The organism is Pedobacter sp. KLB.chiD (genome assembly GCF_047040275.1).
GTDB lineage: Bacteria > Bacteroidota > Bacteroidia > Sphingobacteriales > Sphingobacteriaceae > Pedobacter.
Genome location: NZ_CP178207.1, coordinates 5,255,296 through 5,278,846 on the forward strand (window position 1 = coordinate 5,255,296; position 23,551 = coordinate 5,278,846).

A 23,551-nucleotide genomic window follows, 5' to 3' on the forward strand; every position below is an offset into this window, starting at 1 on the left:
AAGTCAAATTTTTTTAAGGTTTAAGATTAACAGGGGCAAAGCCTTATCTTTGCTTTATGACAAAGTTATCGGTTAACATCAATAAAATTGCTACGCTCCGCAACAGCCGCGGGGGCAATAATCCCGATTTGGTAAAGGTTGCGCTAGACTGTGAACGTTTCGGTGCGCAGGGAATTACGGTACATCCACGCCCCGACGAACGCCATATCCGTTACCAGGATGTATACGATCTAAAGGCGGTTATTGCTACCGAGTTTAACATTGAAGGAAATTGTAAGGAAAATAAATTTGTTGATCTGGTTTTGGCGAATAAACCTGCCCAGGTGACCTTAGTTCCAGATGCAGAAGGTCAGATAACCTCGAACCATGGTTGGGATACCATCAAACATAAAGATTATCTAAGAGAGATGGTTGCAGTTTTTCAAAAAGAGGGCATCCGTGTTTCGATTTTTGTTGACCCACAAGTAGAAATGATTGATGGCGCGGCGGAAACCGGAACAGACCGGATTGAATTATATACCGAAGCTTATGCACATAATTATTTTGCCGACCGGGAAAAAGCGATTGTTAATTATATCGCGGCTGCCCGTCATGCCAATACTTTAGGTTTGGGTATTAATGCCGGTCATGACCTGGATCTGCACAACCTGCATTATTTTGCCCAGAGCATCCCGGGTTTGTTAGAAGTTTCAATCGGTCATGCCTTAATTAGCGATGCACTTTATCTAGGTTTGGAAACTACCATACAGAAATATTTACAACAGCTCGCTTAGGGTTTAACCACAAAGTGCACAAAGAAGTACACGGAGCAAACAGCGCCTCTGCGAACTCGGAGTAAAACTTTTTTTCGCTGTGGTTGAAATAAAAAATATATAATGTTAAAAGGAATTCTCCTTGTCTTTTTTGGTGCCTGTAGTTTCGGCATCCTGTCTACTTTTGTTAAACTGGCCTATCATGATGGTTACACTTTGGGCGATGTTACCGGTGCACAGGCTTTTTTCGGTGCTGTAATTTTATGGGTATTATTTTTCTTGCAAAGCAGAACTGCAGCTTATAAAGCTAAAGCTCTTCCTGCTAAAACGCCCTGGTGGCAAATGCTCATTGCAGGCACCTGTACAGGTTTGGTAAGTATATTTTACTATCAATGTGTAAAGCTGGTACCTAATTCGGTAGCCATCATTTTGCTGATGCAGTTTATCTGGATGAGTATTTTAATGGAGTATCTCATTTTCAAAAAGAAACCCACCGGTTTACAGTTAGCAGCTATCGTATTGGTTTTGGGCGGTACTGTTTTGGCCAGCGGAATGGCAGAAACCAGTATGGAGAGCATGGATTTAAAAGGTATTGGTTTTGGCTTGCTTGCCGCACTTTGTTATGCCGGTTTTTTATTGTTGAGCGGTAGGATCGGGAATGAATATGCACCGCTAAAGAAAAGTGCCCTCATGATTACCGGTGCCTGTATTTTGATTTTCATCATCTTCCCGCCAGTATTTTTAATTAATGGTGCTTTGGCTGGAAGTTTATTAAAATGGGGATTGATCATTTCAGTTTTCGGTACCGTAATTCCGCCGTTATTTTATGCCGAAGGCGTTCCAAGGATTGGTACTGCTCTTAGCTCCATTTTAAGTGCGGCAGAATTACCTGTTGCCGTAATGATGGCCGGTTTTGTATTGCAGGAACAGGTTTCTTTTTTAAGGTGGCTTGGGGTTGTGGTCATTTTATCGGCGATGGTTTTACCAAATCTGAAATATTTGAAAAAAGGTGGAGGACAGGAAGGTTGAGGGTGTAAGGTTAAGTTACGCGATAAATAATCTTCCGACTTTCGGACCTTCGGCACCCCACTTATTGAAAAAATAAATATCTTTAACAAGCATAAAGCAATCACACATGAAAAAAGTTACGATTTATATTTTATCGCTGATCATGATCGGCTTAGCCGGATGTAAAACTAAAACCACCATCAATCAGGATGAAGCAGCTGAAGTGATTACTGATTACCTGAAAGCCAATCCGGAATATAAAACCACCAGGTTTAAGTTTGGTGAGATGAAATTCAACAGTACAAACGATATGTTCGAACTGGGAAAATATAAATCTTTGGCCAGTAAAGGTTTGGTTACTTTAAGTTTAAAAGAAGCCAAAAAGAAGTTTCTTTCAAAAGACAGCAGTTTTGTTTATCAGATTACGCTAACCGACAAAGCAAGTCCGCTGGTATTAAAACAGGATGGTGACCGGGCAACGGTGAAAGTGGTAGAATATGTATTGTCTGACGAGAAACCGGTTGATTTTGCACAGGTAAACTCCAGCACCGCCAAGGTAACGGTATCGCTTGAGATGAATACCACCGATTTTGAGCCTTTTGATAAAGAAGCCAATAAAAACAGCAACTTCATTACCAAAACCTATAAATTAAAGTTGAGTAAAGATGAGGGATGGAAAGTACAGAAATAAGCAGATTAGCGTGTATTAAACTAACCTGCCAATTGCGTTAATCTAACTATTCCCTCGTGAATTTAAATTCTTTTCCGCCCTGTTTCAGGGTCATTTGGTTTTCTGCCGGGTGGAAAGATAGCAGGATACCCGCCTCTTCAAATTTAAATTCGTGATTTCCATTGGATGTTAATCTTAAGGCTGGTTGACCTGTAGCCTGTGCGATTAAAGCGGAATTGTCTTTGGTAATGTTAATTTTTATCGGAATGGCCGTTGATGCATAGGTGCCTAAATATTTGTTTAAGTCTGCAGTACTTTGCTTCACTGTGTTAAAATCGGGAATACGATATTCCTTATTAAAAACAGCGCTTAATACAGCAAGTGAAATGATGTTATTGTTAAAATTTGAGCCGTTGCCTGTCAAGGCATAAGCAATATTTCCATCACTGAAATAAGAAAATGTAGCGCTGAAACCGTCTATACTGCCCGAATGACCGAAACCTTCCTTATCGTAAAATGGAATAGCGGAAATGCCCATGCCGTATTTGCCGTTAACGGTTTTCATCTGGGCTAAACTTTTTTGAGAAATTATTTTTCCACCAAATAATGCTGTGCCGAATTTCACCAGATCGGTCGGTGTGGAAACAATCCCGCCAGCACCAAGCGGAATGGAGATATCAGTCTCATCCTCCATTTTCCAATCTCCTTCATAACGGTACGAGCTGGCTTCGTTATTTTTTGAATTAATCTTTTTACCTAAAAAAGTATTTTTTAACCCAATAGGCTTGGCAATATATTTATCCAGTATTTGCGCATAAGGCATTTTGAAAGTTTTTTCGAGGATGTATGATAGCAGTAAATAGTTCGAGTTGCTGTAATCAGATTGAGTGTCTGGCTCAAAATGAGTCCCGCCCTTACTGATGATGGCGATCATCTCTTTTTCGGTTTTCGGTTGTGTATGCCATTTCAGGAATTCCTCTTGATCATCTGTAAAATCGTGTATCCCGCTTCTGTGGTCAAGCAAATTTGAGATGGTGATTTTACCGGCGTTTTTGATTTCCGGGAAAAATTTCAGGATAGTTTGGTTGAGGCTTATTTTTTCTTCGTCAATGGCTTTAAAAATTAAAGCAGCTGTAAAGGTTTTAGAGATAGATCCGATCCTGTATATTGTGCTTTCGTTCGCTTTTTGCTGCTTTTCCACATTGGCGAAACCCAATGAACGGTGATAAATCAGATGACCATTTTGAGCAACGGCTATACTGCCCATAAACTTGTTGTATTTGCCAAGGGTATCGAAATAAGCATCCAGCCTGGTTTTATCAAAAGATTGTGCAAAACTAAAATGGACTAAGGTTGTCAGAAAGATAAAGAATGTTAATTTTTTGATCATGATATTATTTGTTGATTGTTCTTTTTAATTTGAGGAGTAGGGTGATCATGAAGTAGAGTGCAACGGTCACGATAATCATTACAGGAATAAACCAGTTGCCCAGAATTTCATCTGCTGGATTTACCAGGCCTTTCGAAAGGCCGATTATAAACACTTCACCCGGTTTATAAAAAAAGCCTACCTGTGATGGATTCCATATCTTAGCACCGATCAGAAACACAAAACCAAATAGAAACAAGTAGAGGATGAAAAATATGATATAGGATATACCATTGGTTAAATTGAGCAATAAAGCTTTGAAAACAGCTATAGGATTAAATGTTTGAGTCGCTTCTGTTAATTTTTTGTCAGCAACTAATGGTTTAAGTATTTCTTCAGGTCTTCCTAACTTTTCCAGGATATTGAGTAGCTTTTCGACCTCGTTTCCGGTTGGATGTTCCTGCAGGTTTTCATAAATATGACTGTTCAGCTCCATTAATATTTCATCCTGATTTTGCTGATTGAGTCCTTTAACCTCTTTTCTTATTCTGTACAGATAATCCTGATAAATCCGCTCAGCAGATTGATCTTTAAATGGTATTTCTTTTAATTTCATTTTGTAATTTTTATAACAGAGCTGTTCAGGTTGTGCCAGTATTCTTCCATTTTGTTCACTGTGTTTTTCCCTTCTGGTGTAATGCTGTAATATTTTCTGGGGATGCCTGATTCTTGCTCAACCCATTCTGATATAATCAGTTTTTCATCTTTAAGCCGGTTCATCAGCGGGTATAGCGTTCCTTCGGCAATTTCAATTTCCGTAATCTTTTTGATTTCGTTAATCAGATCATAACCGTAATAGGCCTTTCCGCTTTTTAAAACATTGAGCACAATAAAGGATAAGGTCCCCTTTTTAACCTGCGATATCCATTTATGAATAAAGTCTTCGTTCATAGCGTAAAGGTATAACAAAATACATAGTATAACAATGTATGGCTCGATGAGAATAAATTTATGATGTAAGTGATTGTAAATGAGTTGTATAATTTTAAGGATATGATTTGAGTATTTGCTGCCCGACACTGTTTTCTGCAGTTCTGTTGTGATTATATCCTGAGAACAGTGGAAATCCTTTCTAGTTATCATGATTTGAATACGCTGCCATGCATCGTAGCTCAGCATTAAAGGATTGTAAAAAGATTGGAATGGATAGCAGAAACAAACTTAAATTTTAATACCGCTACCGCTTTCCAAATAATTAAAGTATCAGGGAAAAGTTGTAGAAAAGTGTAACCTTGCTTTCCATTACAAATTCTATCTGTTTTGTCGCTTTTAAGCGTAAATAAGACGCCTTTTTTACACTGATTGATAGTGAAATACAGCTTCATTTTTGCTACCTTTGCACGCAAATTTATTATTCATACCGCATGAGCTTAAATATCCACTACAAGGAAGATTTTCAAAATCGTCATATTGCTCCTAATGAGGCTGATACAGCCGAAATGTTGCAAACTGTTGGCGTAAATTCTATCGACGAGCTAATTGAACAGACTGTTCCCACGGCAATCAGGTTAAAACAACCTTTAAACCTGCCGGCAGCGAAATCAGAAACTGAATATCTTGGTGCTTTAAAACAAACTTCATTGTTGAATAAAGTTTTCAAAAGCTTTATCGGTCAAGGTTATTACGATACCATTACCCCTGGTGTTATTTTACGTAACGTATTCGAAAACCCGGGATGGTATACACAATATACGCCATATCAGGCAGAAATTGCGCAAGGCCGTTTGCAGGCTTTGTTAAATTTCCAGACCATGGTTATCGATTTAACCGGAATGGAAATTGCCAATGCATCTTTACTGGATGAAGGTACTGCTGCAGCCGAGGCTATGTTTATGCAGTACAGCTTACGCAAAAACCAGGCAGCTAAAAAGTTTTTCGTTTCAGCATTACTTTTTCCTCAAACCATCGATATTTTAAAAACACGTGCTAATCCTTATGGTATTGAGCTGGTGATCGGCAACCATTTGGATTTCACGGCTACCGATGAATTTTTCGGCGCAATTGTTCAGTATCCGGCTGGTAATGGCGAAGTTTTTGATTATGCCACTTTCGCATCAGCTTTACATAGTCAAAATATTAAATTAACCGTAGTTGCTGATATTTTAAGCTTAACCTTGTTAACGCCTCCGGGCGAGTGGGGTGCTGATGTAGTAGTAGGTACCACACAGCGTTTAGGTATTCCAATGGGTTTTGGTGGACCACATGCTGCATTTTTTGCCACTAAGGAAGAATATAAACGCAATATCCCTGGCCGTATCATCGGGGTAACCATTGATAGCCAAGGTGATTATGCTTTACGTATGGCATTACAGACGCGCGAGCAGCACATCCGTAGGGATAAAGCAACTTCAAACATTTGTACCGCACAGGCATTACTGGCTATTATGGCCGGTTTTTATGCCGCTTACCATGGCCCGAAAGGATTAAAAGCCATTGCTGAACGTACACACGGTTTGGCCATCAGTTTGGCATCAACCCTTAATAATCTGGGTTATGAGCAGTTAAATTCAGCCTATTTCGATACCATCCGTTTCGATCTTGGCGATTTAAAAGGTGGTATTCACGCTTATTGTTTAGATAATGAAATTAACTTAAATTATGTAGGTAATACGGTTACCATTTCGGTTGATGAAACCACTACTTTTGAAGACATCACTTTAATTGCCAAAATATTTGCAAGGGCTAAAGGTTTTGCTGGCGATCAGGTAGAGGTGGTTGATAGTGTAGAAACTGTTATTCCTGAGGCTTTACAACGTACTTCTGCTTATTTAACACATCCGATTTTTAATTCGCACCATTCAGAACACGAAATGTTGCGTTATATTAAATCGTTAGAAGCAAAGGATTTATCGCTTTGCCATTCGATGATTGCCTTGGGTAGCTGTACCATGAAATTGAATGCTACCGCAGAGATGATCCCGGTTACCTGGTCTCACTTCGGTCGCATCCACCCATTTGCCCCGGCCGATCAGGTATTGGGTTATTATTCTGTTTTTAACGAACTGGATAAATGGTTAAGCGAAATTACCGGTTTTGCTGCCATGAGCTTACAGCCAAATGCTGGTGCGCAGGGTGAATATGCGGGTTTAATGGTTATCCGTGCTTATCACCATGATAGGGGCGATTTCCACCGTAACGTAGCGTTGATTCCTGCTTCGGCACACGGAACCAACCCTGCTTCTGCTGCAATGGCCGACATGAAAATTGTAGTGGTCAAATCTTTAGAAAACGGTAATATTGATGTTGAAGATTTAAAAGCTAAAGCAGAATTACACAAAGATAACCTGTCTTGTTTAATGGTAACTTATCCTTCTACACACGGGGTATTTGAAGAAAGCATTATTGAAATCTGCGAAACCATCCACGCTAACGGCGGACAGGTTTATATGGACGGTGCCAATATGAATGCGCAGGTTGGTTTAACAAGTCCGGCCAATATCGGTGCCGATGTTTGCCACCTAAACCTGCACAAAACTTTCTGTATTCCACACGGTGGTGGTGGTCCTGGTATGGGGCCGATCGGGGTAGCGAAACACCTGGTTCCTTATCTTCCTGGTCATGCTGTAGTGGATATTGATAAAGGGAAATCGATTTCTGCAGTTTCGTCCGCACCATGGGGTTCGGCTTCAATCCTGATCATTTCTCATGCATATATTGCCATGATGGGTGCTGAAGGTTTAACCAACGCTACGAAATATGCCATTTTAAACGCCAATTACATGAAAGCACGTTTAGAGCAACATTATCCTGTGCTTTATTCAGGTGTTCAAGGTCGTTGCGCACACGAGATGATTTTAGATTGCCGTGCTTTCAAATCTTTCGGAATTGAAGTGACCGATATCGCAAAACGTTTAATGGATTATGGTTTCCATGCACCTACCGTTTCATTCCCGGTTGCAGGTACTTTAATGGTTGAGCCGACAGAATCTGAACCTAAGCATGAACTGGATCGCTTCTGTGATGCTCTAATTGCCATCAAAAAAGAAATAGATCAGGTAGAGAATTTAACTTTCGATAAAACGGATAACCCGTTAAAAAATGCACCACACACGGTTTCGGTCATTACTGCAAACGATTGGGAGCATGCTTATAGCCGTCAAACTGCTGCTTTTCCACTTCCTTATGTGTTAGAGCGTAAGTTCTGGCCATCAGTTGGTCGTGTAAATGATAGCCATGGCGATAGATCATTAATCTGTGCATGTCCTCCGGTGGAAAGTTATTTGGAAGAAATAGTTCCTTAGTGAGGTAGAAGGCGGGAAGATAGAGGGTTTAGGGCTCCTTTCCATCGCCTTACTCCCGATCGTCATTGCGAGGAGGAACGACTTGGCAATCTATTGAGATAAATTTTGAGCTAAGGTCGTGTTCTCACGAACATATTGATCTGCAGGTTTTGTGAATTCCTTTTCATAAAGCCTGCAGATTTTTTTTGGAAACGAATGTCGCTTTTTCATCGGCGGTTACAGCCCTGCCTTTTCTGTCCGTACTGCCAGCAGGGGCTTCAATCTTTTTGTAGTATATGCTTTCAATGCCGTCATTAAGAGCAGGAACAATGCGACAATCCTTTACGGTAAATACACAACAAAAAGCATTTCCGCTGCTGTCAGGTTTAGAATGAACATTGGAGGTTTGAATCATCGATTGTGAAAAATTTTCTATTCGGTAAATTAACCCTTACATCTTGCCACAGTCAATAGCATGACTTCTGATAAATCAATTATTTTTGAAAAACTTAACATAGGTCAACAACAAGAGTTAGGTAGTTCGTCTATATTTGTATCAAATTTTAAAAAACCAGAAAATGAAATTAAAAATCTCTTCAATTTTTTTATTAGTTGCAGTTGTTTCTTTATCAGCTTTTACAACTATTAAACCAGTAACTTATACTGTAGATGTAGCAAAATCAACCATTACCTGGATTGGTAAAAAAGTAACCGGTTCTCACAACGGAACAGTGGCTTTACAGTCAGGTACATTAGCGGTTAATGGTAAAAGCGTAACAGGTGGTACTTTTGTAATTGATATGACTTCAATTAAAGATGCTGATGGTAGTGCCAAATTAGAAGGCCACTTAAAAGCTGACGATTTCTTTGGTACAGCTAAATTCCCAACTTCAACTTTCGTTATTACTAAAGTTGCGGGTTCAGGTGCTAACGTAACGGTAACCGGTAATTTAACCATCAAAGGTATCACTAAACCATTAAGCTTCCCTGCAACAGTAACGGTTAATGCAGATGGTACAGTTTCAGCTTTAGCGGGTAAAATCATTGTAGATAGAACTAAATATGACATCAAATACGGTTCAAAATCGTTCTTCGATAGCATTGGCGACAAAGCAATTGACGATAACTTCGAATTGTCTGTTAAATTGGTAGCTAAAAAATAATTTTTCCAGTCTCGGAAAATGGAAAGCCCCCGGCAATTGCCGGGGCTTTTTTCGTTTAACCGCGAAGAGCGTTAAGTTTTTACCACAGAATGCATTGAGTTTTACACAGAGGAGCACGGAGACTCTATAAGCACCCAGCTTTGTGTACTTTGTGCATTTTCTCTGTGATCTTTGTGGTAAAAAAGCAACTATGCGTGCTTTGCGAATCTTCTTTGTGCGCTTTGCGGTAAAAATTGGAGGTTTTAAAAAAACAGGGTAAAGTAAGTAGCAAGTACTGCAAAGTCGAAAGATCTCTCCACTTCGCGTTGCTCCGGTCGAGATGACGGAACGACGTAAGTGCACACAGAAATAAAAAGATATTGATTTTTTAAACTCAAATCGTACTAAATTACTTTAGTATCTGTTTCGCCCTAAACCCTAAACCCTAAACCCTAAACCCTAAACCCTAAACCCTAAACCCTAAACCCTAAACTATCTTATCTTAAATCCACCTTCAACAGCATCTACGAAACCGGTTGCTGCACTTTTTCCATGGTAGAACAAACACTCCCAATTCTCATCGGCTGCTCGTTTACCAAATTCTTTGCGCAGTTCCATGGCTTTGCGGCCGTCGAAATCATACTTGGCAATAAAATTTTTGACCAGTTCTTCTGGTTCCGGTAAAACATCGCCGCCAAAAAATACTTTCTGATTGCCCTCCGTCAAAAGAAAAACCTGGTGGTTTGGGCAATGCGCCCCGGTAAATTCGTAAGCAATGGTTTCATCCAAAGCACCATCACCTTCCACAAACTTCAATTGCGCGTTACGCTGTACAAAATCAAAAATATCGGTATGGTAAGATGATGAACTGCTGCTGAAAGCGGTTTCCCATTCGCCCCGGTTTATTACATATTCGGCATCAGGGAAACTTAGTTCTACTTGATCATTGCTTTTTTTATGGATCATACCACCAGAATGGTCGTAATGTAAGTGCGACATTAAAACTTTGGTTACATCAGTGGGATCGAAACCTGCATTGCGGATGTTTTGATGTAAAATCAGTTCGCCATGGTCATCACTAAAACCTAAACCCGTATCAAAAAGTACGAGGTCGTTTTTCAGCTCAACCAAAAAAGGCTGAACATTGATAAATAATGAAGCAGGTCTGTCCTTATAACTGTGTATAGCGGAATCGAAAGGCACAAATTTCTTTGAGGCATCAACAGAGTAGGTTCCTTCGAATAGGGTGTGTACTTGCAAAATATGAATCTTTTAAGGTGTGTACAAAGGTAACAATCTAAAAATTAGTATTTATCATAAACCCACGTGTAATCACTTTCGACAGGGCTTTTCAAAATGATATGATTAAAACCACATTCGTTATTGGAATAAAATCTAACTTTTTGTATTTAAACACTTTGTAAGGCAGTACACTTAAGTTTAGCGCTGTCATATCCAATTAAAACGTATATTTACTGTTCGGAGACAGTATAAAATGGAAAAAAGATGGGTACTTGCGTCAGATTGTAATGATGATACGGTAGCAAAAGTAGCAGAACAACTTAACATAGACCGCTCATTGGCACAAATTCTCGTGCAGCGGAATGTCTGTGATTTTGATCAGGCGAAAGATTTCTTCCGACCTGATCTTGATCGCCTCCATGATCCTTTTTTAATGAAGGATATGGATATTGCTGTAGCCCGTATTGAAAAGGCATTGGCCAGCCATGAAAAAATATTAATCTATGGCGATTACGATGTTGATGGTACCACTTCGGTTGCTCTGGCCTTCAGTTTCTTTTCCAGGCTTACTCAAAATATAGAGTATTACATCCCAGACCGTTATCTGGAAGGCTATGGCATTTCTATTGCTGGGATTGACTATGCGAATGAAAATGGGTTTTCCTTAATTATTGCATTAGATTGTGGAATAAAATCAATCGATAAAATTGATTACGCCAATAAACTGGGGATTGATTTCATTATCTGTGATCACCATTTGCCGGGAGATGAACTTCCACAAGCCGTCGCGGTTTTGGACCCTAAACGCGTTGATTGTGAATATCCCTTTAAAGAGCTGGCTGGCTGCGGGATCGGTTTTAAATTGGCCCAGGCTTATGCCCAGAAACATCAGCTTCCTAAAGAAACCTATCTGCAATATTTAGATTTAGTGATGGTGAGTATTGCAGCCGATATTGTACCTGTGGTAGGCGAGAATAGGATTTTGGCATATTACGGCTTAAAAAAACTGAATACCAATCCTTGCGAAGGTTTACGCGCCCTGATGGAAGTTTCGGGCAAAACTGAAAATTATTCCATTACCGATGTGGTTTTCACATTAGGTCCGCGTATTAATGCAGCTGGTAGGATAGACCATGCAAAACATGCTGTTGCCATGTTACTTTGCCAGGTAGATGGTAACGCATTGGAACAGAGTGAACTCATTAATCTAAAAAATACCGAACGTAAAACCTACGATCAGGACATTACCCGCGAAGCTTTGGCATTAATTGGCGAAAGCGAAATCCTCATCAACAGAAAAACAACTGTGGTATTTAACGAAAATTGGCATAAGGGGGTAATTGGGATAGTGGCTTCGCGTTTAACGGAAAAATATTACCGCCCGACTATTGTACTCACTAAATCAAACGGGCATGTAGCCGGTTCGTGCCGATCGGTAGTGGGTTTTGATTTATATGAAGCTTTAAGCGGTTGTGCGCATTTACTGGATCAGTACGGTGGACATAAATTTGCGGCTGGTTTAACCATGCAGGAACACAATGTAAATGCCTTTGCCGATAAATTTGAAGAAATTGTGTCGGCTAGCATTACCGAAGAACTGCTTACCCCCATGATCAGGATTGACGCTGAAATTGAACTGACGCAGATAGATGGTAAATTTTTCCGCGTTTTATCGCAAATGGGGCCTTTTGGGCCAGAAAATATGGCGCCGGTTTTTGTTACCCATAATGTATATCTGGCTCAGCATGCCATGGCCGTTGGCCAAAATCATTTAAAAATTAATATAAAACAACAAAATTCGCCTATTTTTGAGGGCATTGCATTTGGGTTGGCAGAATTTCAAAGTCTTTTACAACCAAGGGTACCGTTTTCCGTTTGTTATACGTTAGAAGAGAATGTATGGCGTGATAAAAAACGTTTGCAGTTAAATATTAAAGGAATAAAAGTTAAATAAAATAAATCGTCATCCTGTCCCGATTTCATATCGGTGTCAGGAATCTTTTGAGTAAGATGCTGAATCAAGTTCAGCATGACGGATCGATAAATATATGATCTTAAGAGCCGAAAATCTGGTTAAAAAATATAAACAGCGTACTGTTGTAAACAATGTTTCCTTTAATGTAAGTCAAGGGGAAATTGTTGGCCTTTTAGGCCCAAACGGTGCGGGGAAAACCACTTCCTTTTACATGATTGTGGGTTTGATCAAACCAAATGAGGGACGTATCTTTTTAGAGGAAGAGGATATTACTGAAGATCCGATGTACCGCAGGGCGCAAAAAGGAATCGGTTATCTGGCCCAGGAAGCATCTGTTTTTAGAAAACTTACCGTAGAGGATAATATCCTGGCCATTTTGGAAATGAGCAAATTGACTAAGGAAGAGCAGCGTGATAAACTCGAAGAGCTGATCAATGAGTTTAGTTTGCATAAAGTACGCAAAAATCGTGGCGATTTATTATCTGGCGGTGAACGCCGCCGTACCGAAATTGCCCGTGCTTTAGCTGCAAACCCTAATTTTATTTTATTGGACGAACCCTTTGCCGGGGTTGATCCTATTGCGGTAGAGGAAATCCAAAGTATTGTGGCTAAGCTGAAACATAAAAATATTGGAATTCTAATTACCGATCACAACGTACAGGAAACACTTTCTATTACTGACAGGGCATATTTGCTTTTCGAAGGAAAAATCCTGGAGCAGGGGGTTCCGGAAGTGCTTGCTGAGAATGAAATGGTGAGAAAAGTATACTTGGGGTCGAATTTTGTACTGAAACGTAAGAAATTTGATATTTAAAATAGTTAACAAACAAAATTCAACCTGGCGTGTTGCCTAATCGCAACGTTAAACCAAAAGCTATTAAATTTATTGTGTATAAAAATCTCCGCATATCTTCGTGTAATCAATTCGTAAGTATGAAAATCTCTGGCAAAATGAGGGTCATTCACTTTAACATTTAGAAATGGCAATTGTAAATTCAATTTTTACCTGGTTAATGAAAAAGCGGATCCACCAGATTGAGCTTTTTATGAAATATCCCCACGATGTTCAGGAAGAGTGGTTTCATAGCCTGATTGATAGTGCAGAAAATACAGAATGGGGCAAATTGTATGATTATAAATCAATTCTAACTCCTCGACAATATCAAGAGCGTGTTCCGATCCAAAATTATGATTCACTGAAGCCATATATCGAACGCATGCTCAATGGCGAACAAAATATTCTTTGGCCATCCGATATCAAATGGTTTGCAAAATCTTCGGGTACCACAAGCGATAGGAGTAAATTTATACCAGTCTCTGAAGAATCTTTGGAAGAGTGCCACTTCAAAGGGGGGAAAGATATGCTTTCTATCTATTGTAATAACCGCCCGGATAACCAGATGTTTACCGGAAAAGGTTTGGTTTTAGGAGGCAGCCATCGGGTTAATCAGTTAAACGAAGATTGTTTTTATGGTGATTTATCGGCTGTGCTGATCAAAAACCTTCCCATATGGGCAGAATATTACCGCACCCCCGACATGTCTATCGCTTTGATGGACAATTATGAAATCAAGATGGATCGGATGGCAGAAGCCACCATTAATGAAAACGTAACCAGTATATCGGGCGTACCCACCTGGACCATCGTGCTGGCTAAAAAAGTGCTGGCGCTGACCGGAAAGCAGAACTTATTGGAGGTTTGGCCGAACCTCGAATTATATATCCACGGAGCAGTAAACTTTACACCTTATCGCGAACAGTTCAAACAGCTTATTCCTTCAGGTGAGATGTATTATCTGGAAACTTATAATGCATCCGAAGGCTTTTTCGGCATTCAGGATCAGGACCATTCGGAAGAAATGCTGTTGATGCTAGATTATGGGATCTTCTATGAATTTGTGCCGATGGAAAATATAGGAGATGAAAATCCTAAAGCACTACTGTTGGGTGAGGTAGAATTGCATAAAAATTACGCTATCGTTATTTCTACAAATGGTGGCTTGTGGCGTTACATGATTGGCGATACCATTCAGTTCACCTCTCTTTATCCTTACCGCATAAAAATAACCGGTCGCACTAAACATTTTATTAATGCCTTTGGCGAAGAGGTAATTATTGATAATGCAGAACAGGCCTTAACTAAAGCCTGCCAGCAAACAGGTGCTGAAATAAAAGATTATACTGCAGGGCCGATTTATTTTAAAGATGAAAAGGCCGGCGGACATGAATGGATCATTGAATTTGATAAGCAGCCTGATGATTTTGAAAAATTTGTGGATGTGATGGACCAGACCTTACGCGAGGTGAATTCTGATTACGACGCCAAAAGATTTAAAGATATGGCGCTGGCCCGTCCTAAAGTACACAATGCCCCTGCCCATACTTTTTATAACTGGTTAAAGGCAAAAGATAAGTTAGGTGGACAGCATAAAGTACCCCGATTAGCCAATGAGCGCAAATATATCGAGGATATTTTGGAGATGATGAAATCAGCTTGAGTTTGATTTAGATATGTCAGTCTGAGCCTGTCGAAGACCATATAAAGGCACTTCGACAAGCTACCATTGACAGAATCCAACAAAATGGTCGTTGCTCCCCCCGCAATGACGATTCCATGAGGCGGTGCTACAAAGTTGAATTTTACTGTCATTTATATTGACGTTTATCCAATAAATCTTATGGCATTATGCTCGAATGTAATCCGGACCTTAAAAACAAATCCTTCTCAATGGTATTCAAAAAATTATAATTTCAACCTGCATGAAAGTTATGCCGATCGGATGCCTGTTATCGCAAGATTTGTATTTGATCCAAAAAAGCAGCAGTTTTACTAAGAAGATGTGGGAAACAATAAACTGACTGCAATCGATTTTGACAAAAAAGTTATTGAAACTTTTAATAAAGAGTAAGGCTCAGGCTGTTCGGCAGATGAGCAGAATACAATGACGACACTTTTGGCCGTTAATTTGTAAAGCATTAATTATGAAATTGAACAGAGATAAAATACTTGGCTTTTTTAAGAAATCGCAAAGCAAAGCCTCGGTAATTTTGGGTGACAAAACTAAAGCCAGCAATACCATAAAAGATGCTTTAGGGAAGGCGGTAACTAATAAAGGTGATCTGGAAGGTATTTGGTCAAAATTGGTTCTGCTTTTTGCCGTATCTAAAGATTATGTGAATGGCGATTATACTGAGATCCCAAAAAGATCGATCATTGCCATTTTAGGAGGACTGATTTATTTCCTATCCCCAATTGATGTCATTCCGGACTTTGTGCCTGTTCTGGGCTTTATTGACGACATATACATTTTAAATCTGGTATACAGGCAGGTACTCAAAGATCTGGAAAAATATAAAACCTGGAAAGACGCACAAGGAAAAGTAATCGATATAAATGGCTCAACCGCATAAAAGTTTTTTAGAATGGTTGGGCGAACACCTCTTTAGTTGTCCATTTAAAAGCCATTTCGGCATCGATTGTCCCGGGTGTGGATTGCAGCGTTCAATTTTAGCATTATTTCGTGGCGATTTAACCACATCATTTAAGTTTTATCCTGCAACTATTCCGCTTATTTTTTTGGTGATTTTTACCATTATACATCTAAAATTAGATTTTAAGTATGGTGCACAGCTGATCAAAATCGTCTTTGCAGGGGTTGCAGTAATTATTTTAATCAACTACATTTACAAAATATACACTCACCAATTGATCTAAATACCTATGTCAGAAGAACAGGAAAACCCTCAGGAAAATAAACCTATTGATCTTTCAAAGAATCAAAATCCAGAACCTGCACCATTTCAGCCTTTCGGTAACGGGCCGGTAACGCCACCACCTTTTCAGCAACCGCCCCCATTTGGCCAGTTTGGAGGGGGAGGTTTTGGTCAGCAGAATTTGCCAAACGCTACAGCCGCTCTTGTATTGGGCATTTTAGCAATCCCGGCTTGTTGTTTTTATGGCATATTTGGATTGATATTCGGTATAATCGCCTGGATATTAGGTGCAGGTGACATGAAAAAATATCAGCTTAATCCGGGCTTATATACAGAGTCATCCTATAAAAATGCGAAAGCAGGTAAAATCTGCGGAATGATTGCAACCATTTTAAGCGCACTGGTAATCGTGATGTTTATATTAATTATAGTTGGAGCTATCTCTAATCCTCAGATGTTTGATAATTTTATCAAAGGAATAAAATAGGTCATTAATTTTACCTTAAAAATATAAACCGGATGGTGCATGCCATTCGATTTTCTTATTTTTGTACTATTGATATTGTAAATAAAAAAAAAGATAATGTATCCAGAATATTTAGTAGAGCCAATGCGTAAGGAATTAACCAACGTTGGTTTTCAAGAATTAAAAAATGCAGCAGACGTAGATCAGGCCATTAAAGGCGAAGGAACGGTGTTGGTTGTAGTGAATTCAGTTTGTGGCTGTGCAGCAGCAAACGCACGTCCGGCAGCTCGCACAGCAGCAGCACACGAAAAACACCCTGATAAATTGGTTACTGTTTTTGCGGGGATGGAAAAAGAAGCAGTGGATCAGGCTAGAAGTTATATGATGCCTTTCCCTCCATCTTCTCCGGCAATGGCTTTATTTAAAGATGGTAAATTGGTACACATGATCGAACGCCATCAGATTGAAGGCAGGCCAGCACAAATGATCGCTGATAACCTGATCGGTGCTTTTGAACAGTACTGCTAATCGTTGATTGCACAGATTATTAGACTAATAGCTGATTCTTAAAACTATATTCGAAAGGTGAATGGAAACATTCGCCTTTTTGCGTTTGTTACTTTTCGTCATCTCGAGCGGAGTGCAACGTAGTCGAGAGATCTATTGAGGTAGATCCGCACCTGGTCTTAGCGAGAGGCGAACAACTAGAGAATCAACGATTCTTCACTGCATTCAGAATGACCGTAAAGTTAACATCTCTTATTAAAAATCCTTATTGAGCAATTTCTCCAGTTCCCCGAATGAAACATTCATTCTTACTCTTCCTTGTTTGGCATAAGATATCTCTCCGGTCTCTTCTGATATAATTACAGCAACCGCATCAGTTGTTTCCGAAACACCGATACCTGCCCGGTGCCTTAAGCCGAATTGTGGGGGTAACTGGTCGTTATCTGTTAAAGGCAAAATGCAACTGGCGCTTTTAATCCTGTTTTCAGAGATCACTACAGCACCATCGTGCAACGGACTGTTTTTCTGAAAAATGCTTTCCAATAAACGTTTCGATATTTTGGAATCAACCAATTCGCAGCTATTGGCAAAAAACTGTTCATCGTAAAATTTAACAAATACGATTAACGCTCCTGTGCGCGTTTTCTTCATGCTTTTACAAGCATCGATAATGGGCTTTATCCGGGTTAAATTGTTTCTTTCAATCTCTTTTCGGCCAAATAAATAGCCCCACCAGGCTTTATTTTTCTGTAAAAAAGCATTCTTCCCGATCAGCAAAAGAAAGCGCCTGATCTCCGGATGGAAAATTACGATCAAAGCAATAATCCCTACGCTCATAAACTTGTCTATAATGGCCGTTAATAATTCCATATGCAGGGCTTTTACTATCCAGTAAAAAACGGTGATAATAAACATCCCAACCAACAGGTTAACGGCTAACGTATTGCGGATTAGGGTATAAACGTAGTAAATTAATAAGGCCACCAAAATAATATCAACGATATCAGTTGGCGATACTTTAAGGAAGTCAAAATCAAAACCTTTCATTAGTGGCAAGATAGCAAAACGGATTCCAGTTTACAAGATAAGGTTGATTGTTTAAGGGTTGGTTAATTGGGATTAGGTTAATTGTTTAAATTGGTTAACTGGTTAATTATTTGGGCGCATAAGAACTAATTCATTAATATGGATTTTCGTAAAGCATTTAGCTTGTTAGTTAATTCATCTAGTTTTAACCTGAATGAAATATATTCTTCTTCATTGATATATTCTAAATCGTAAGCGCCGATAATGTGATTAATGCTTTCTATTGCGCTAGAATAAGACATTGATATGAAGTGCGCTTTATCTTTGGAAGTAATTCTCGCTGAACCTTCTGCCAAACAATCGCCAATACTACTTGATGACCTTTTAATCTGACTCGTTAAACCAAACATTTCATCTTTTGGGAATTTTCTGGTCAAATTGTAAATGTCTTTTCTAAATATTCTGGCTTTTTGCCAGGTTTCTAATTTTTCAAACGAATAAACGTGCATAACAATTAAGATTAATCATTAGATGTGAACTGAGAATAGGAATATTTGAGATGAATTTAACTTAATAATCGTAAATAAACAATTAACCTCTACATTATGTACGGCCAATTAACCGATTAACCATTTCTTTTCAGTTAACCGATTTAAACAATTAACCAGTTAACCTTTCTACCAATTTCACACATTCTACCGCTTCTTTTACATCGTGTACCCTTAAAATACCTGCCCCTTTTTGTAAAGCAATAGTGTTGAGTACGGAAGTTCCGTTTAGCGCTTCTGCTGCAGTGATACCTAGTGTTTTATAAATCATTCCCTTGCGCGAAAAACCCACTAAAACAGGAAGTTTAAAAATTTTAAAAGCTTCCATTTGTCTGAGCAGTTCGTAATTATGTTCAACGGTTTTTCCAAAGCCGAAGCCAGGATCAATAATTACATCGTGAATATGCAGAGCCTTTAGCGCTGCAACTTTTTTCGAAAGATCATCTATTACTTCTAACAATACATTGTTGTATGTGGGGTTTTGTTGCATGTTTTGGGGTGTACCCTGCATGTGCATCATAATGTAAGGCACCCGTAGCCTGGCTACAGTTTCGAACATTTGACTGTCTAGATCGCCAGCGGCAATGTCGTTGATCATATGCGCACCGGCAGCAATGGTTTCTTCGGCAACCTTCGCCCTGAAGGTATCAATGGAAATAATCGCTTCCGGAAATGTTTTTGCCAAATTTTCTACTACAGGCACTAAACGGTCTGTTTCTTCATTGGGAGAGATATCTTTTGCGCCTGGCCTTGATGAATAACCGCCAATATCAATAAATGTAGCACCCTCATTTAAAAACCGGGCTGCTTTGTTCAAAGCTTCATCTATCGTTTTTGTACGGCTGTTGCTGTAAAAGGAGTCGGGGGTAATGTTTAAAATCCCCATTACTTTTGGCGAGCTTAAATCAATAAGTCTGCCTTTTATATTTAAGCTTTGTTTGGACTCAAAAAAGTTTTTTTCTGCCATAATAAACCCTTTCGGGATTTGGGTTTCGCTTTAAAAATGTATCTTTAGCTTTTGTTTTTTCAGGACAAAAATACACTAAAAACTAAATAATTATTGGCTTTGGCACAAACAAATACCTCTACAGAATTTGATGAAGTGATTGCGGTTTGCAGATCATTATTTTTAAAAAAAACTAAAGATTACGGCACTGCATGGCGGATTTTAAGGCCAAGTTCGATCACTGATCAGATTTTTATCAAAGCACAACGTATCCGCACCCTGGAAGAAAAAAAAGTAAGCAAGGTAGGAGAGGGTGTGATAGCTGAATATATCGGGATTGTAAACTATTGTGTGATTGCCATGATGCAGCTGGAACTGACGGAAAGCGACCCGAATGAAATGCCTTATGAAGAAGTGGAAAAAAGGTTTGACGAAAAGGTAACGGAAACTAAAGATTTGATGTTTGCCAAAAACCACGATTATGGAGAGGCCTGGCGCGATATGCGCATCAGTTCGTTAACCGACCTGATTTTGATGAAAATTTTTAGGGTTAAACAGATCGAAGATAATGAAGGGCAAACCTTGGCTTCGGAGGGCGTTAATGCAAATTATCAGGATATGTTGAACTATTCAGTTTTCGCACTGATCAAACTTGGTGTTAAATAATAATAACAAAATAGCCTTTAAGATAGATATATAAATGCGAAATATACTTTTAAGATTCTCCAGAATTTTTGTTGGTGTTTTATTCATATTTTCAGGATTAATCAAAGCAAACGATCCGCTGGGCTTTGGTTATAAATTACAGGAATATTTTGAAGTTTTTCACCTGAATTTCCTGAATGGTATGGCCACTGGCATAGCGATATTACTTTGTACTTTAGAAATTGTGCTGGGTGCTTTATTGTTATTGGGTTGCTGGAGTAAAAAGGTAGCTTGGGGATTATTATTGCTCATTATCTTTTTTACCCTGTTAACCTTTATATCTGCAGCATTTAAAGTGGTGACCAGTTGTGGCTGTTTTGGCGATGCCATCCCGCTTACGCCATGGCAATCGTTTACTAAAGATCTGATCCTTTTGACGCTGATTATTGTAATTTTCTTAAACAAACACCTGATTCATCCAATATTCAAAAAAGAAGCTGCACAAAGAAATATAGCCATTGCCGTAACGCTTGTATCTTTAGGTTTTGGATTGTATACCTATAATGTTTTACCGATTATTGATTTTCTGCCCTATAAAGTTGGTGCACATATTCCCTCTTTAATGGTGATCCCTCCTGGAGAAAAGCCCGATGAATTTGAAATCATGTATCACCTGAGAAACAAGAAAACCAAAGAGGAAAAAGATATGAGCGACAAAGCCTATCTGAAAACGGAGATTTGGAAGGATGAAAATTGGGAGATTATTGGGGAGCCGGCAAAAAGGCTGGTTAAAAAAGGGTTTGAGCCCAAAATCAAAGATTTGAATATTACAGATGCTTCCGGAACTGATTACACCAAAGAACTGATCGAAAACCCATACTATAATTTAATTTTTGTGGCTTACGATCTGCACGCAACCAATGAAGCTGCAATTGGTAAATTAAATGCATTAGCCATAAATGCCACCCAACAGTTTAATATCCGTACGGTATTGCTTACTGCTAATTCTGCACAGGATGCACAGGCCTTTATTAAAAAAAATAACCTGTTTTCAGAAGTATTTTTTGCAGATGCAGTTCCGTTAAAAAGTATGGTAAGGGCAAACCCTGGTGTTTTATTGATGAAAAATGGAGTGGTGATTAATAAGTGGCATTACCATAATGTACCCACATTCGATCAACTCAGCCGAAAATATTTCGATAAGTAAACATGATCGGATACGCACTAAAAAAACTCATGTATGGACTGCTGGTAATGGGCGGTGTAATAGTGGTGGTTTTTGTGCTGTTTAATATTTTGCCCGGCGATCCTGCAAGGATGACTATGGGGCAGCGGGCAGATGTGCAGTCACTTGAAGCTGTTCGAAAAGAATTTGGTTTAGATCGGTCTAAGCCGGTTCAGTTTATTTTATATATCAACGATTTATCGCCGATCAGTTTGCTGGATAATGATAGTGCCAGTCAACAGAAATACCATTATGCCAAACTAATCGCTTTTGATCAAAAAGTACTGGTGCTTAAATGGCCCTATCTGCGTAGCTCTTACCAAACCAAACGCGACGTTACTGCAATTCTTTCCGAAACGGTACCCAACACCTTTATCCTGGCATTAACCGCAATGATTTTTGCCACCATAATTGGTGTGTTTTTAGGGGTGCTGTCTGCCGTTTATAAAGATTCGTGGATTGATAAAGCAGCCAATGCATTTGCCATTTTAGGGATATCTGCACCTTCTTTTTTCGCCGGGATTATCATTGCCTGGCTATTTGGCTTTGTGCTGAGCGATTATACGGGTTTAAAAATGAGTGGGAGCTTATATTCTTACGATCCTTTTAATGGAGAAATTTTAACACTCAGGAATTTATGGTTGCCAATGATTACCCTGGGTTTAAGGCCTTTGGCCATTATTGTACAGCTTACCCGGAGTGCCATGCTGGATGTTCTTGCCCAGGACTACATCAGAACAGCAAAGGCAAAAGGTCTAAACAGAAATGCGGTCATTTATAAACATGCCTTAAAAAATGCCATGAATCCTGTAATTACGGCTATTTCCGGATGGTTTGCTTCGCTATTGGCAGGCTCTTTTTTTGTAGAATATATTTTCGGTTATAACGGTTTGGGAAGAACAACAGTAACGGCTTTAGAAATGTCTGATTTTCCGGTGGTAATGGGTTCCATTCTTTTTATTGCCTTTGTTTTTGTGGTCATCAACATCCTGGTGGACATTTTATATGCCTATGTTGATCCAAGGGTTAAATTAAGTTAAGTGATGAGCAAAGAAGAAATAGCGAAGTATACTGAGCTTGCAGATCAGCGTGTGATCGAAATTTTTAGGCATGCTAAGGTTGAAATGCTTCATGCCGAAAGATTGTTCAGCCATGTGCTAAATGCACAGCATATCTGGGCCTATCGCATGTCAGGACGAAAACCAGAATATGGCGTTTGGGATATACATCCAAAAGAAAATTTTGAAAGTCTCTCTTTAGAAAATTTTAAACTGATTAGGGAGGCATTGAATAATTTCCCTTTAGATCAGCGGATTTTATATTCAAATTCCAGAGGCGATCAATACGAAAACTCCATAGATGAAATTTTATTTCATTTATTTAATCATTCTACTTATCACCGCGGGCAGGTGGTAACCTTGTTAAAAAAGGCCGGTTTTACTCCACCTGTAACCGATTACATTATGTTAAAACGCGATCATTTACTATAGGTCGCCTTATAAAAACTTTAGATGAAAATTTTCCTTGTCGGATATATGGGCTGCGGCAAAAGTACCAAAGCGAAACAGTTGGCGCATCGTTTAGAATGCCCTGTAATTGATCTTGATGCCGAAATTGTTTCAACAACAGGTAAAAGCATTGCCGAATATTTTGCTGAATTCGGAGAAAGTGGCTTTAGGGATTGCGAAAGCGAAATGCTTAAAACATACGATTATCCAGAAACCTGTGTGGTAGCAACCGGTGGCGGATTGCCTTGTTTCTTCGATAATATGGAGTGGATGAATGCACATGGCACAACGGTTTACCTGCAAATGGAACCCGCTGCTTTGGTATCGCGTTTACATAACCGTCAAAAACGTCCATTGATTAAAGATTTGGACGATGAGCAACTTTTGGTATTCATTAAAGAAAAACTCCATGAACGAGAACCTTTTTATACCCAGGCGAAAATAATTGTAGATGCGTTCGATCTTGATGGAGAGCAGCTGGAGGAAGCGATTAAGAAAAGTCTTTAGTCTAAAGTCCAGAGTCCTTAG

Annotated in this window: 24 protein-coding genes; 17 read left to right on the forward strand and 7 right to left on the reverse strand. The window is 39.2% G+C overall.

Annotated elements, in window-relative coordinates:
- Positions 1–56 precede the first annotated feature (56 nt).
- The 3 genes from ACK1I8_RS21765 (at position 57) to ACK1I8_RS21775 (ending at position 2,451) form a co-directional block, all read left to right on the forward strand.
- The gene (locus tag ACK1I8_RS21765) at positions 57–773 is read left to right on the forward strand and encodes a pyridoxine 5'-phosphate synthase (RefSeq protein ID WP_412467346.1); all 717 of its coding nucleotides are present in this window, start codon (positions 57–59) and stop codon (positions 771–773) included.
- Between the two features lie 102 nt (positions 774–875).
- On the forward strand, positions 876–1,781 hold the full coding sequence (locus tag ACK1I8_RS21770; protein ID WP_412467347.1) for an EamA family transporter: 906 nt from the start codon (positions 876–878) through the stop codon (positions 1,779–1,781).
- A 106-nt stretch (positions 1,782–1,887) separates the two neighbouring features.
- Positions 1,888–2,451, forward strand: a complete 564-nt coding sequence (locus ACK1I8_RS21775) for a hypothetical protein (RefSeq protein WP_412467348.1) — start codon at positions 1,888–1,890, stop codon at positions 2,449–2,451.
- A 46-nt stretch (positions 2,452–2,497) separates the two neighbouring features.
- Here the strand turns inward: ACK1I8_RS21775 and ACK1I8_RS21780 are convergent, their stop codons facing one another.
- Genes ACK1I8_RS21780 through ACK1I8_RS21790 form a run of 3 tightly spaced genes read right to left on the reverse strand, consistent with a single transcriptional unit; the run spans position 2,498 to position 4,750 of the window.
- Positions 2,498–3,820, reverse strand: coding sequence for a serine hydrolase domain-containing protein (locus tag ACK1I8_RS21780; RefSeq protein WP_412467349.1), 1,323 nt, complete (start codon positions 3,818–3,820; stop codon positions 2,498–2,500).
- A gap of 4 nt (positions 3,821–3,824) precedes the next feature.
- A complete protein-coding gene (locus ACK1I8_RS21785; protein ID WP_412467350.1) occupies positions 3,825–4,415 on the reverse strand; it encodes an HAAS signaling domain-containing protein in 591 nt (196 codons plus the stop codon).
- Positions 4,412–4,750, reverse strand: a complete 339-nt coding sequence (locus ACK1I8_RS21790) for a PadR family transcriptional regulator (protein ID WP_412467351.1) — start codon at positions 4,748–4,750, stop codon at positions 4,412–4,414. The genes ACK1I8_RS21785 and ACK1I8_RS21790 overlap by 4 nt, the downstream gene beginning before the upstream one ends.
- 473 nt (positions 4,751–5,223) lie before the next feature.
- Here ACK1I8_RS21790 and gcvP point away from each other — a divergent pair, with 473 nt between their 5' ends.
- Both gcvP and ACK1I8_RS21800 read left to right on the forward strand, forming a co-directional pair.
- A complete protein-coding gene (gene gcvP / locus ACK1I8_RS21795; RefSeq protein WP_412467352.1) occupies positions 5,224–8,100 on the forward strand; it encodes an aminomethyl-transferring glycine dehydrogenase in 2,877 nt (958 codons plus the stop codon).
- Between the two features lie 557 nt (positions 8,101–8,657).
- Positions 8,658–9,242, forward strand: a complete 585-nt coding sequence (locus tag ACK1I8_RS21800; protein ID WP_412467353.1) for a YceI family protein — start codon at positions 8,658–8,660, stop codon at positions 9,240–9,242.
- Positions 9,243–9,713: 471 nt separating this feature from the next.
- Here ACK1I8_RS21800 and ACK1I8_RS21805 read toward each other — a convergent pair whose 3' ends face one another.
- Complete coding sequence (locus ACK1I8_RS21805; protein ID WP_412467354.1) at positions 9,714–10,481, reverse strand: MBL fold metallo-hydrolase; 768 nt, start codon at positions 10,479–10,481, stop codon at positions 9,714–9,716.
- A gap of 235 nt (positions 10,482–10,716) precedes the next feature.
- Between ACK1I8_RS21805 and recJ the strand changes: the two genes are divergently transcribed.
- From recJ to ACK1I8_RS21840, 7 genes are all read left to right on the forward strand, one after another.
- Positions 10,717–12,417 carry a single-stranded-DNA-specific exonuclease RecJ gene (gene recJ / locus ACK1I8_RS21810; RefSeq protein WP_412467355.1) on the forward strand — a complete coding sequence of 567 codons (1,701 nt, stop codon included), beginning with the start codon at positions 10,717–10,719 and terminating at the stop codon, positions 12,415–12,417.
- Between the two features lie 94 nt (positions 12,418–12,511).
- Complete coding sequence (gene lptB, locus ACK1I8_RS21815; RefSeq protein ID WP_412467356.1) at positions 12,512–13,252, forward strand: LPS export ABC transporter ATP-binding protein; 741 nt, start codon at positions 12,512–12,514, stop codon at positions 13,250–13,252.
- 166 nt (positions 13,253–13,418) lie between these two features.
- Positions 13,419–14,936, forward strand: coding sequence for a GH3 auxin-responsive promoter family protein (locus tag ACK1I8_RS21820; RefSeq protein ID WP_412467357.1), 1,518 nt, complete (start codon positions 13,419–13,421; stop codon positions 14,934–14,936).
- A gap of 484 nt (positions 14,937–15,420) precedes the next feature.
- A complete protein-coding gene (locus tag ACK1I8_RS21825) occupies positions 15,421–15,849 on the forward strand; it encodes a YkvA family protein (RefSeq protein WP_412467358.1) in 429 nt (142 codons plus the stop codon).
- The gene (locus ACK1I8_RS21830) at positions 15,833–16,153 is read left to right on the forward strand and encodes a DUF2752 domain-containing protein (RefSeq protein WP_412467359.1); all 321 of its coding nucleotides are present in this window, start codon (positions 15,833–15,835) and stop codon (positions 16,151–16,153) included. Before ACK1I8_RS21825 ends, ACK1I8_RS21830 begins: the two co-directional genes overlap by 17 nt.
- A 6-nt stretch (positions 16,154–16,159) precedes the next feature.
- Positions 16,160–16,639: a CCC motif membrane protein gene (locus ACK1I8_RS21835; protein ID WP_412467360.1), complete on the forward strand. Its 480-nt coding sequence runs from the start codon at positions 16,160–16,162 to the stop codon at positions 16,637–16,639.
- A 96-nt stretch (positions 16,640–16,735) separates the two neighbouring features.
- The gene (locus tag ACK1I8_RS21840; RefSeq protein WP_412467361.1) at positions 16,736–17,146 is read left to right on the forward strand and encodes a BrxA/BrxB family bacilliredoxin; all 411 of its coding nucleotides are present in this window, start codon (positions 16,736–16,738) and stop codon (positions 17,144–17,146) included.
- A 234-nt stretch (positions 17,147–17,380) separates the two neighbouring features.
- Here ACK1I8_RS21840 and cdaA read toward each other — a convergent pair whose 3' ends face one another.
- The 3 genes from cdaA to folP all read right to left on the reverse strand — a co-directional run bounded on the left by cdaA (position 17,381) and on the right by folP (position 19,666).
- The gene (gene cdaA, locus ACK1I8_RS21845; protein WP_293786288.1) at positions 17,381–18,172 is read right to left on the reverse strand and encodes a diadenylate cyclase CdaA; all 792 of its coding nucleotides are present in this window, start codon (positions 18,170–18,172) and stop codon (positions 17,381–17,383) included.
- A 125-nt stretch (positions 18,173–18,297) separates the two neighbouring features.
- On the reverse strand, positions 18,298–18,660 hold the full coding sequence (locus ACK1I8_RS21850; RefSeq protein ID WP_412467362.1) for a four helix bundle protein: 363 nt from the start codon (positions 18,658–18,660) through the stop codon (positions 18,298–18,300).
- Between the two features lie 151 nt (positions 18,661–18,811).
- Positions 18,812–19,666, reverse strand: a complete 855-nt coding sequence (folP, locus tag ACK1I8_RS21855; protein ID WP_412467363.1) for a dihydropteroate synthase — start codon at positions 19,664–19,666, stop codon at positions 18,812–18,814.
- A 99-nt stretch (positions 19,667–19,765) separates the two neighbouring features.
- Between folP and ACK1I8_RS21860 the strand changes: the two genes are divergently transcribed.
- From ACK1I8_RS21860 to ACK1I8_RS21880, 5 genes are read left to right on the forward strand one after another with little or no spacing between them, the layout of a single operon-like run.
- Positions 19,766–20,311, forward strand: coding sequence for a DUF1599 domain-containing protein (locus ACK1I8_RS21860; RefSeq protein WP_412467364.1), 546 nt, complete (start codon positions 19,766–19,768; stop codon positions 20,309–20,311).
- Positions 20,312–20,345: 34 nt separating this feature from the next.
- Entirely contained in the window at positions 20,346–21,497 is a 1,152-nt protein-coding gene (locus ACK1I8_RS21865) for a BT_3928 family protein (RefSeq protein ID WP_412467365.1), read from the forward strand.
- Between the two features lie 2 nt (positions 21,498–21,499).
- Positions 21,500–22,555, forward strand: coding sequence for an ABC transporter permease (locus tag ACK1I8_RS21870; RefSeq protein ID WP_412467366.1), 1,056 nt, complete (start codon positions 21,500–21,502; stop codon positions 22,553–22,555).
- A gap of 3 nt (positions 22,556–22,558) precedes the next feature.
- Positions 22,559–23,005: a DinB family protein gene (locus tag ACK1I8_RS21875; protein ID WP_412467367.1), complete on the forward strand. Its 447-nt coding sequence runs from the start codon at positions 22,559–22,561 to the stop codon at positions 23,003–23,005.
- 21 nt (positions 23,006–23,026) lie between these two features.
- Positions 23,027–23,530 carry a shikimate kinase gene (locus ACK1I8_RS21880; protein ID WP_412467368.1) on the forward strand — a complete coding sequence of 168 codons (504 nt, stop codon included), beginning with the start codon at positions 23,027–23,029 and terminating at the stop codon, positions 23,528–23,530.
- Positions 23,531–23,551: the final 21 nt, after the last annotated feature.

Bases quoted from the DNA above. Each gene is read 5' to 3' on its own strand.
- ACK1I8_RS21765 (WP_412467346.1), top strand. From the start codon at position 57: ATGACAAAGTTATCGGTTAACATCAATAAAATTGCTACGCTCCGCAAC.
- ACK1I8_RS21770 (WP_412467347.1), top strand. From the start codon at position 876: ATGTTAAAAGGAATTCTCCTTGTCTTTTTTGGTGCCTGTAGTTTCGGC.
- ACK1I8_RS21775 (WP_412467348.1), top strand. From the start codon at position 1,888: ATGAAAAAAGTTACGATTTATATTTTATCGCTGATCATGATCGGCTTA.
- ACK1I8_RS21780 (WP_412467349.1), bottom strand. From the start codon at position 3,820: ATGATCAAAAAATTAACATTCTTTATCTTTCTGACAACCTTAGTCCAT.
- ACK1I8_RS21785 (WP_412467350.1), bottom strand. From the start codon at position 4,415: ATGAAATTAAAAGAAATACCATTTAAAGATCAATCTGCTGAGCGGATT.
- ACK1I8_RS21790 (WP_412467351.1), bottom strand. From the start codon at position 4,750: ATGAACGAAGACTTTATTCATAAATGGATATCGCAGGTTAAAAAGGGG.
- gcvP (WP_412467352.1), top strand. From the start codon at position 5,224: ATGAGCTTAAATATCCACTACAAGGAAGATTTTCAAAATCGTCATATT.
- ACK1I8_RS21800 (WP_412467353.1), top strand. From the start codon at position 8,658: ATGAAATTAAAAATCTCTTCAATTTTTTTATTAGTTGCAGTTGTTTCT.
- recJ (WP_412467355.1), top strand. From the start codon at position 10,717: ATGGAAAAAAGATGGGTACTTGCGTCAGATTGTAATGATGATACGGTA.
- lptB (WP_412467356.1), top strand. From the start codon at position 12,512: ATGATCTTAAGAGCCGAAAATCTGGTTAAAAAATATAAACAGCGTACT.
- ACK1I8_RS21820 (WP_412467357.1), top strand. From the start codon at position 13,419: ATGGCAATTGTAAATTCAATTTTTACCTGGTTAATGAAAAAGCGGATC.
- ACK1I8_RS21825 (WP_412467358.1), top strand. From the start codon at position 15,421: ATGAAATTGAACAGAGATAAAATACTTGGCTTTTTTAAGAAATCGCAA.
- ACK1I8_RS21830 (WP_412467359.1), top strand. From the start codon at position 15,833: ATGGCTCAACCGCATAAAAGTTTTTTAGAATGGTTGGGCGAACACCTC.
- ACK1I8_RS21835 (WP_412467360.1), top strand. From the start codon at position 16,160: ATGTCAGAAGAACAGGAAAACCCTCAGGAAAATAAACCTATTGATCTT.
- ACK1I8_RS21840 (WP_412467361.1), top strand. From the start codon at position 16,736: ATGTATCCAGAATATTTAGTAGAGCCAATGCGTAAGGAATTAACCAAC.
- cdaA (WP_293786288.1), bottom strand. From the start codon at position 18,172: ATGAAAGGTTTTGATTTTGACTTCCTTAAAGTATCGCCAACTGATATC.
- ACK1I8_RS21850 (WP_412467362.1), bottom strand. From the start codon at position 18,660: ATGCACGTTTATTCGTTTGAAAAATTAGAAACCTGGCAAAAAGCCAGA.
- folP (WP_412467363.1), bottom strand. From the start codon at position 19,666: ATGGCAGAAAAAAACTTTTTTGAGTCCAAACAAAGCTTAAATATAAAA.
- ACK1I8_RS21865 (WP_412467365.1), top strand. From the start codon at position 20,346: ATGCGAAATATACTTTTAAGATTCTCCAGAATTTTTGTTGGTGTTTTA.
- ACK1I8_RS21870 (WP_412467366.1), top strand. From the start codon at position 21,500: ATGATCGGATACGCACTAAAAAAACTCATGTATGGACTGCTGGTAATG.
- ACK1I8_RS21875 (WP_412467367.1), top strand. From the start codon at position 22,559: ATGAGCAAAGAAGAAATAGCGAAGTATACTGAGCTTGCAGATCAGCGT.
- ACK1I8_RS21880 (WP_412467368.1), top strand. From the start codon at position 23,027: ATGAAAATTTTCCTTGTCGGATATATGGGCTGCGGCAAAAGTACCAAA.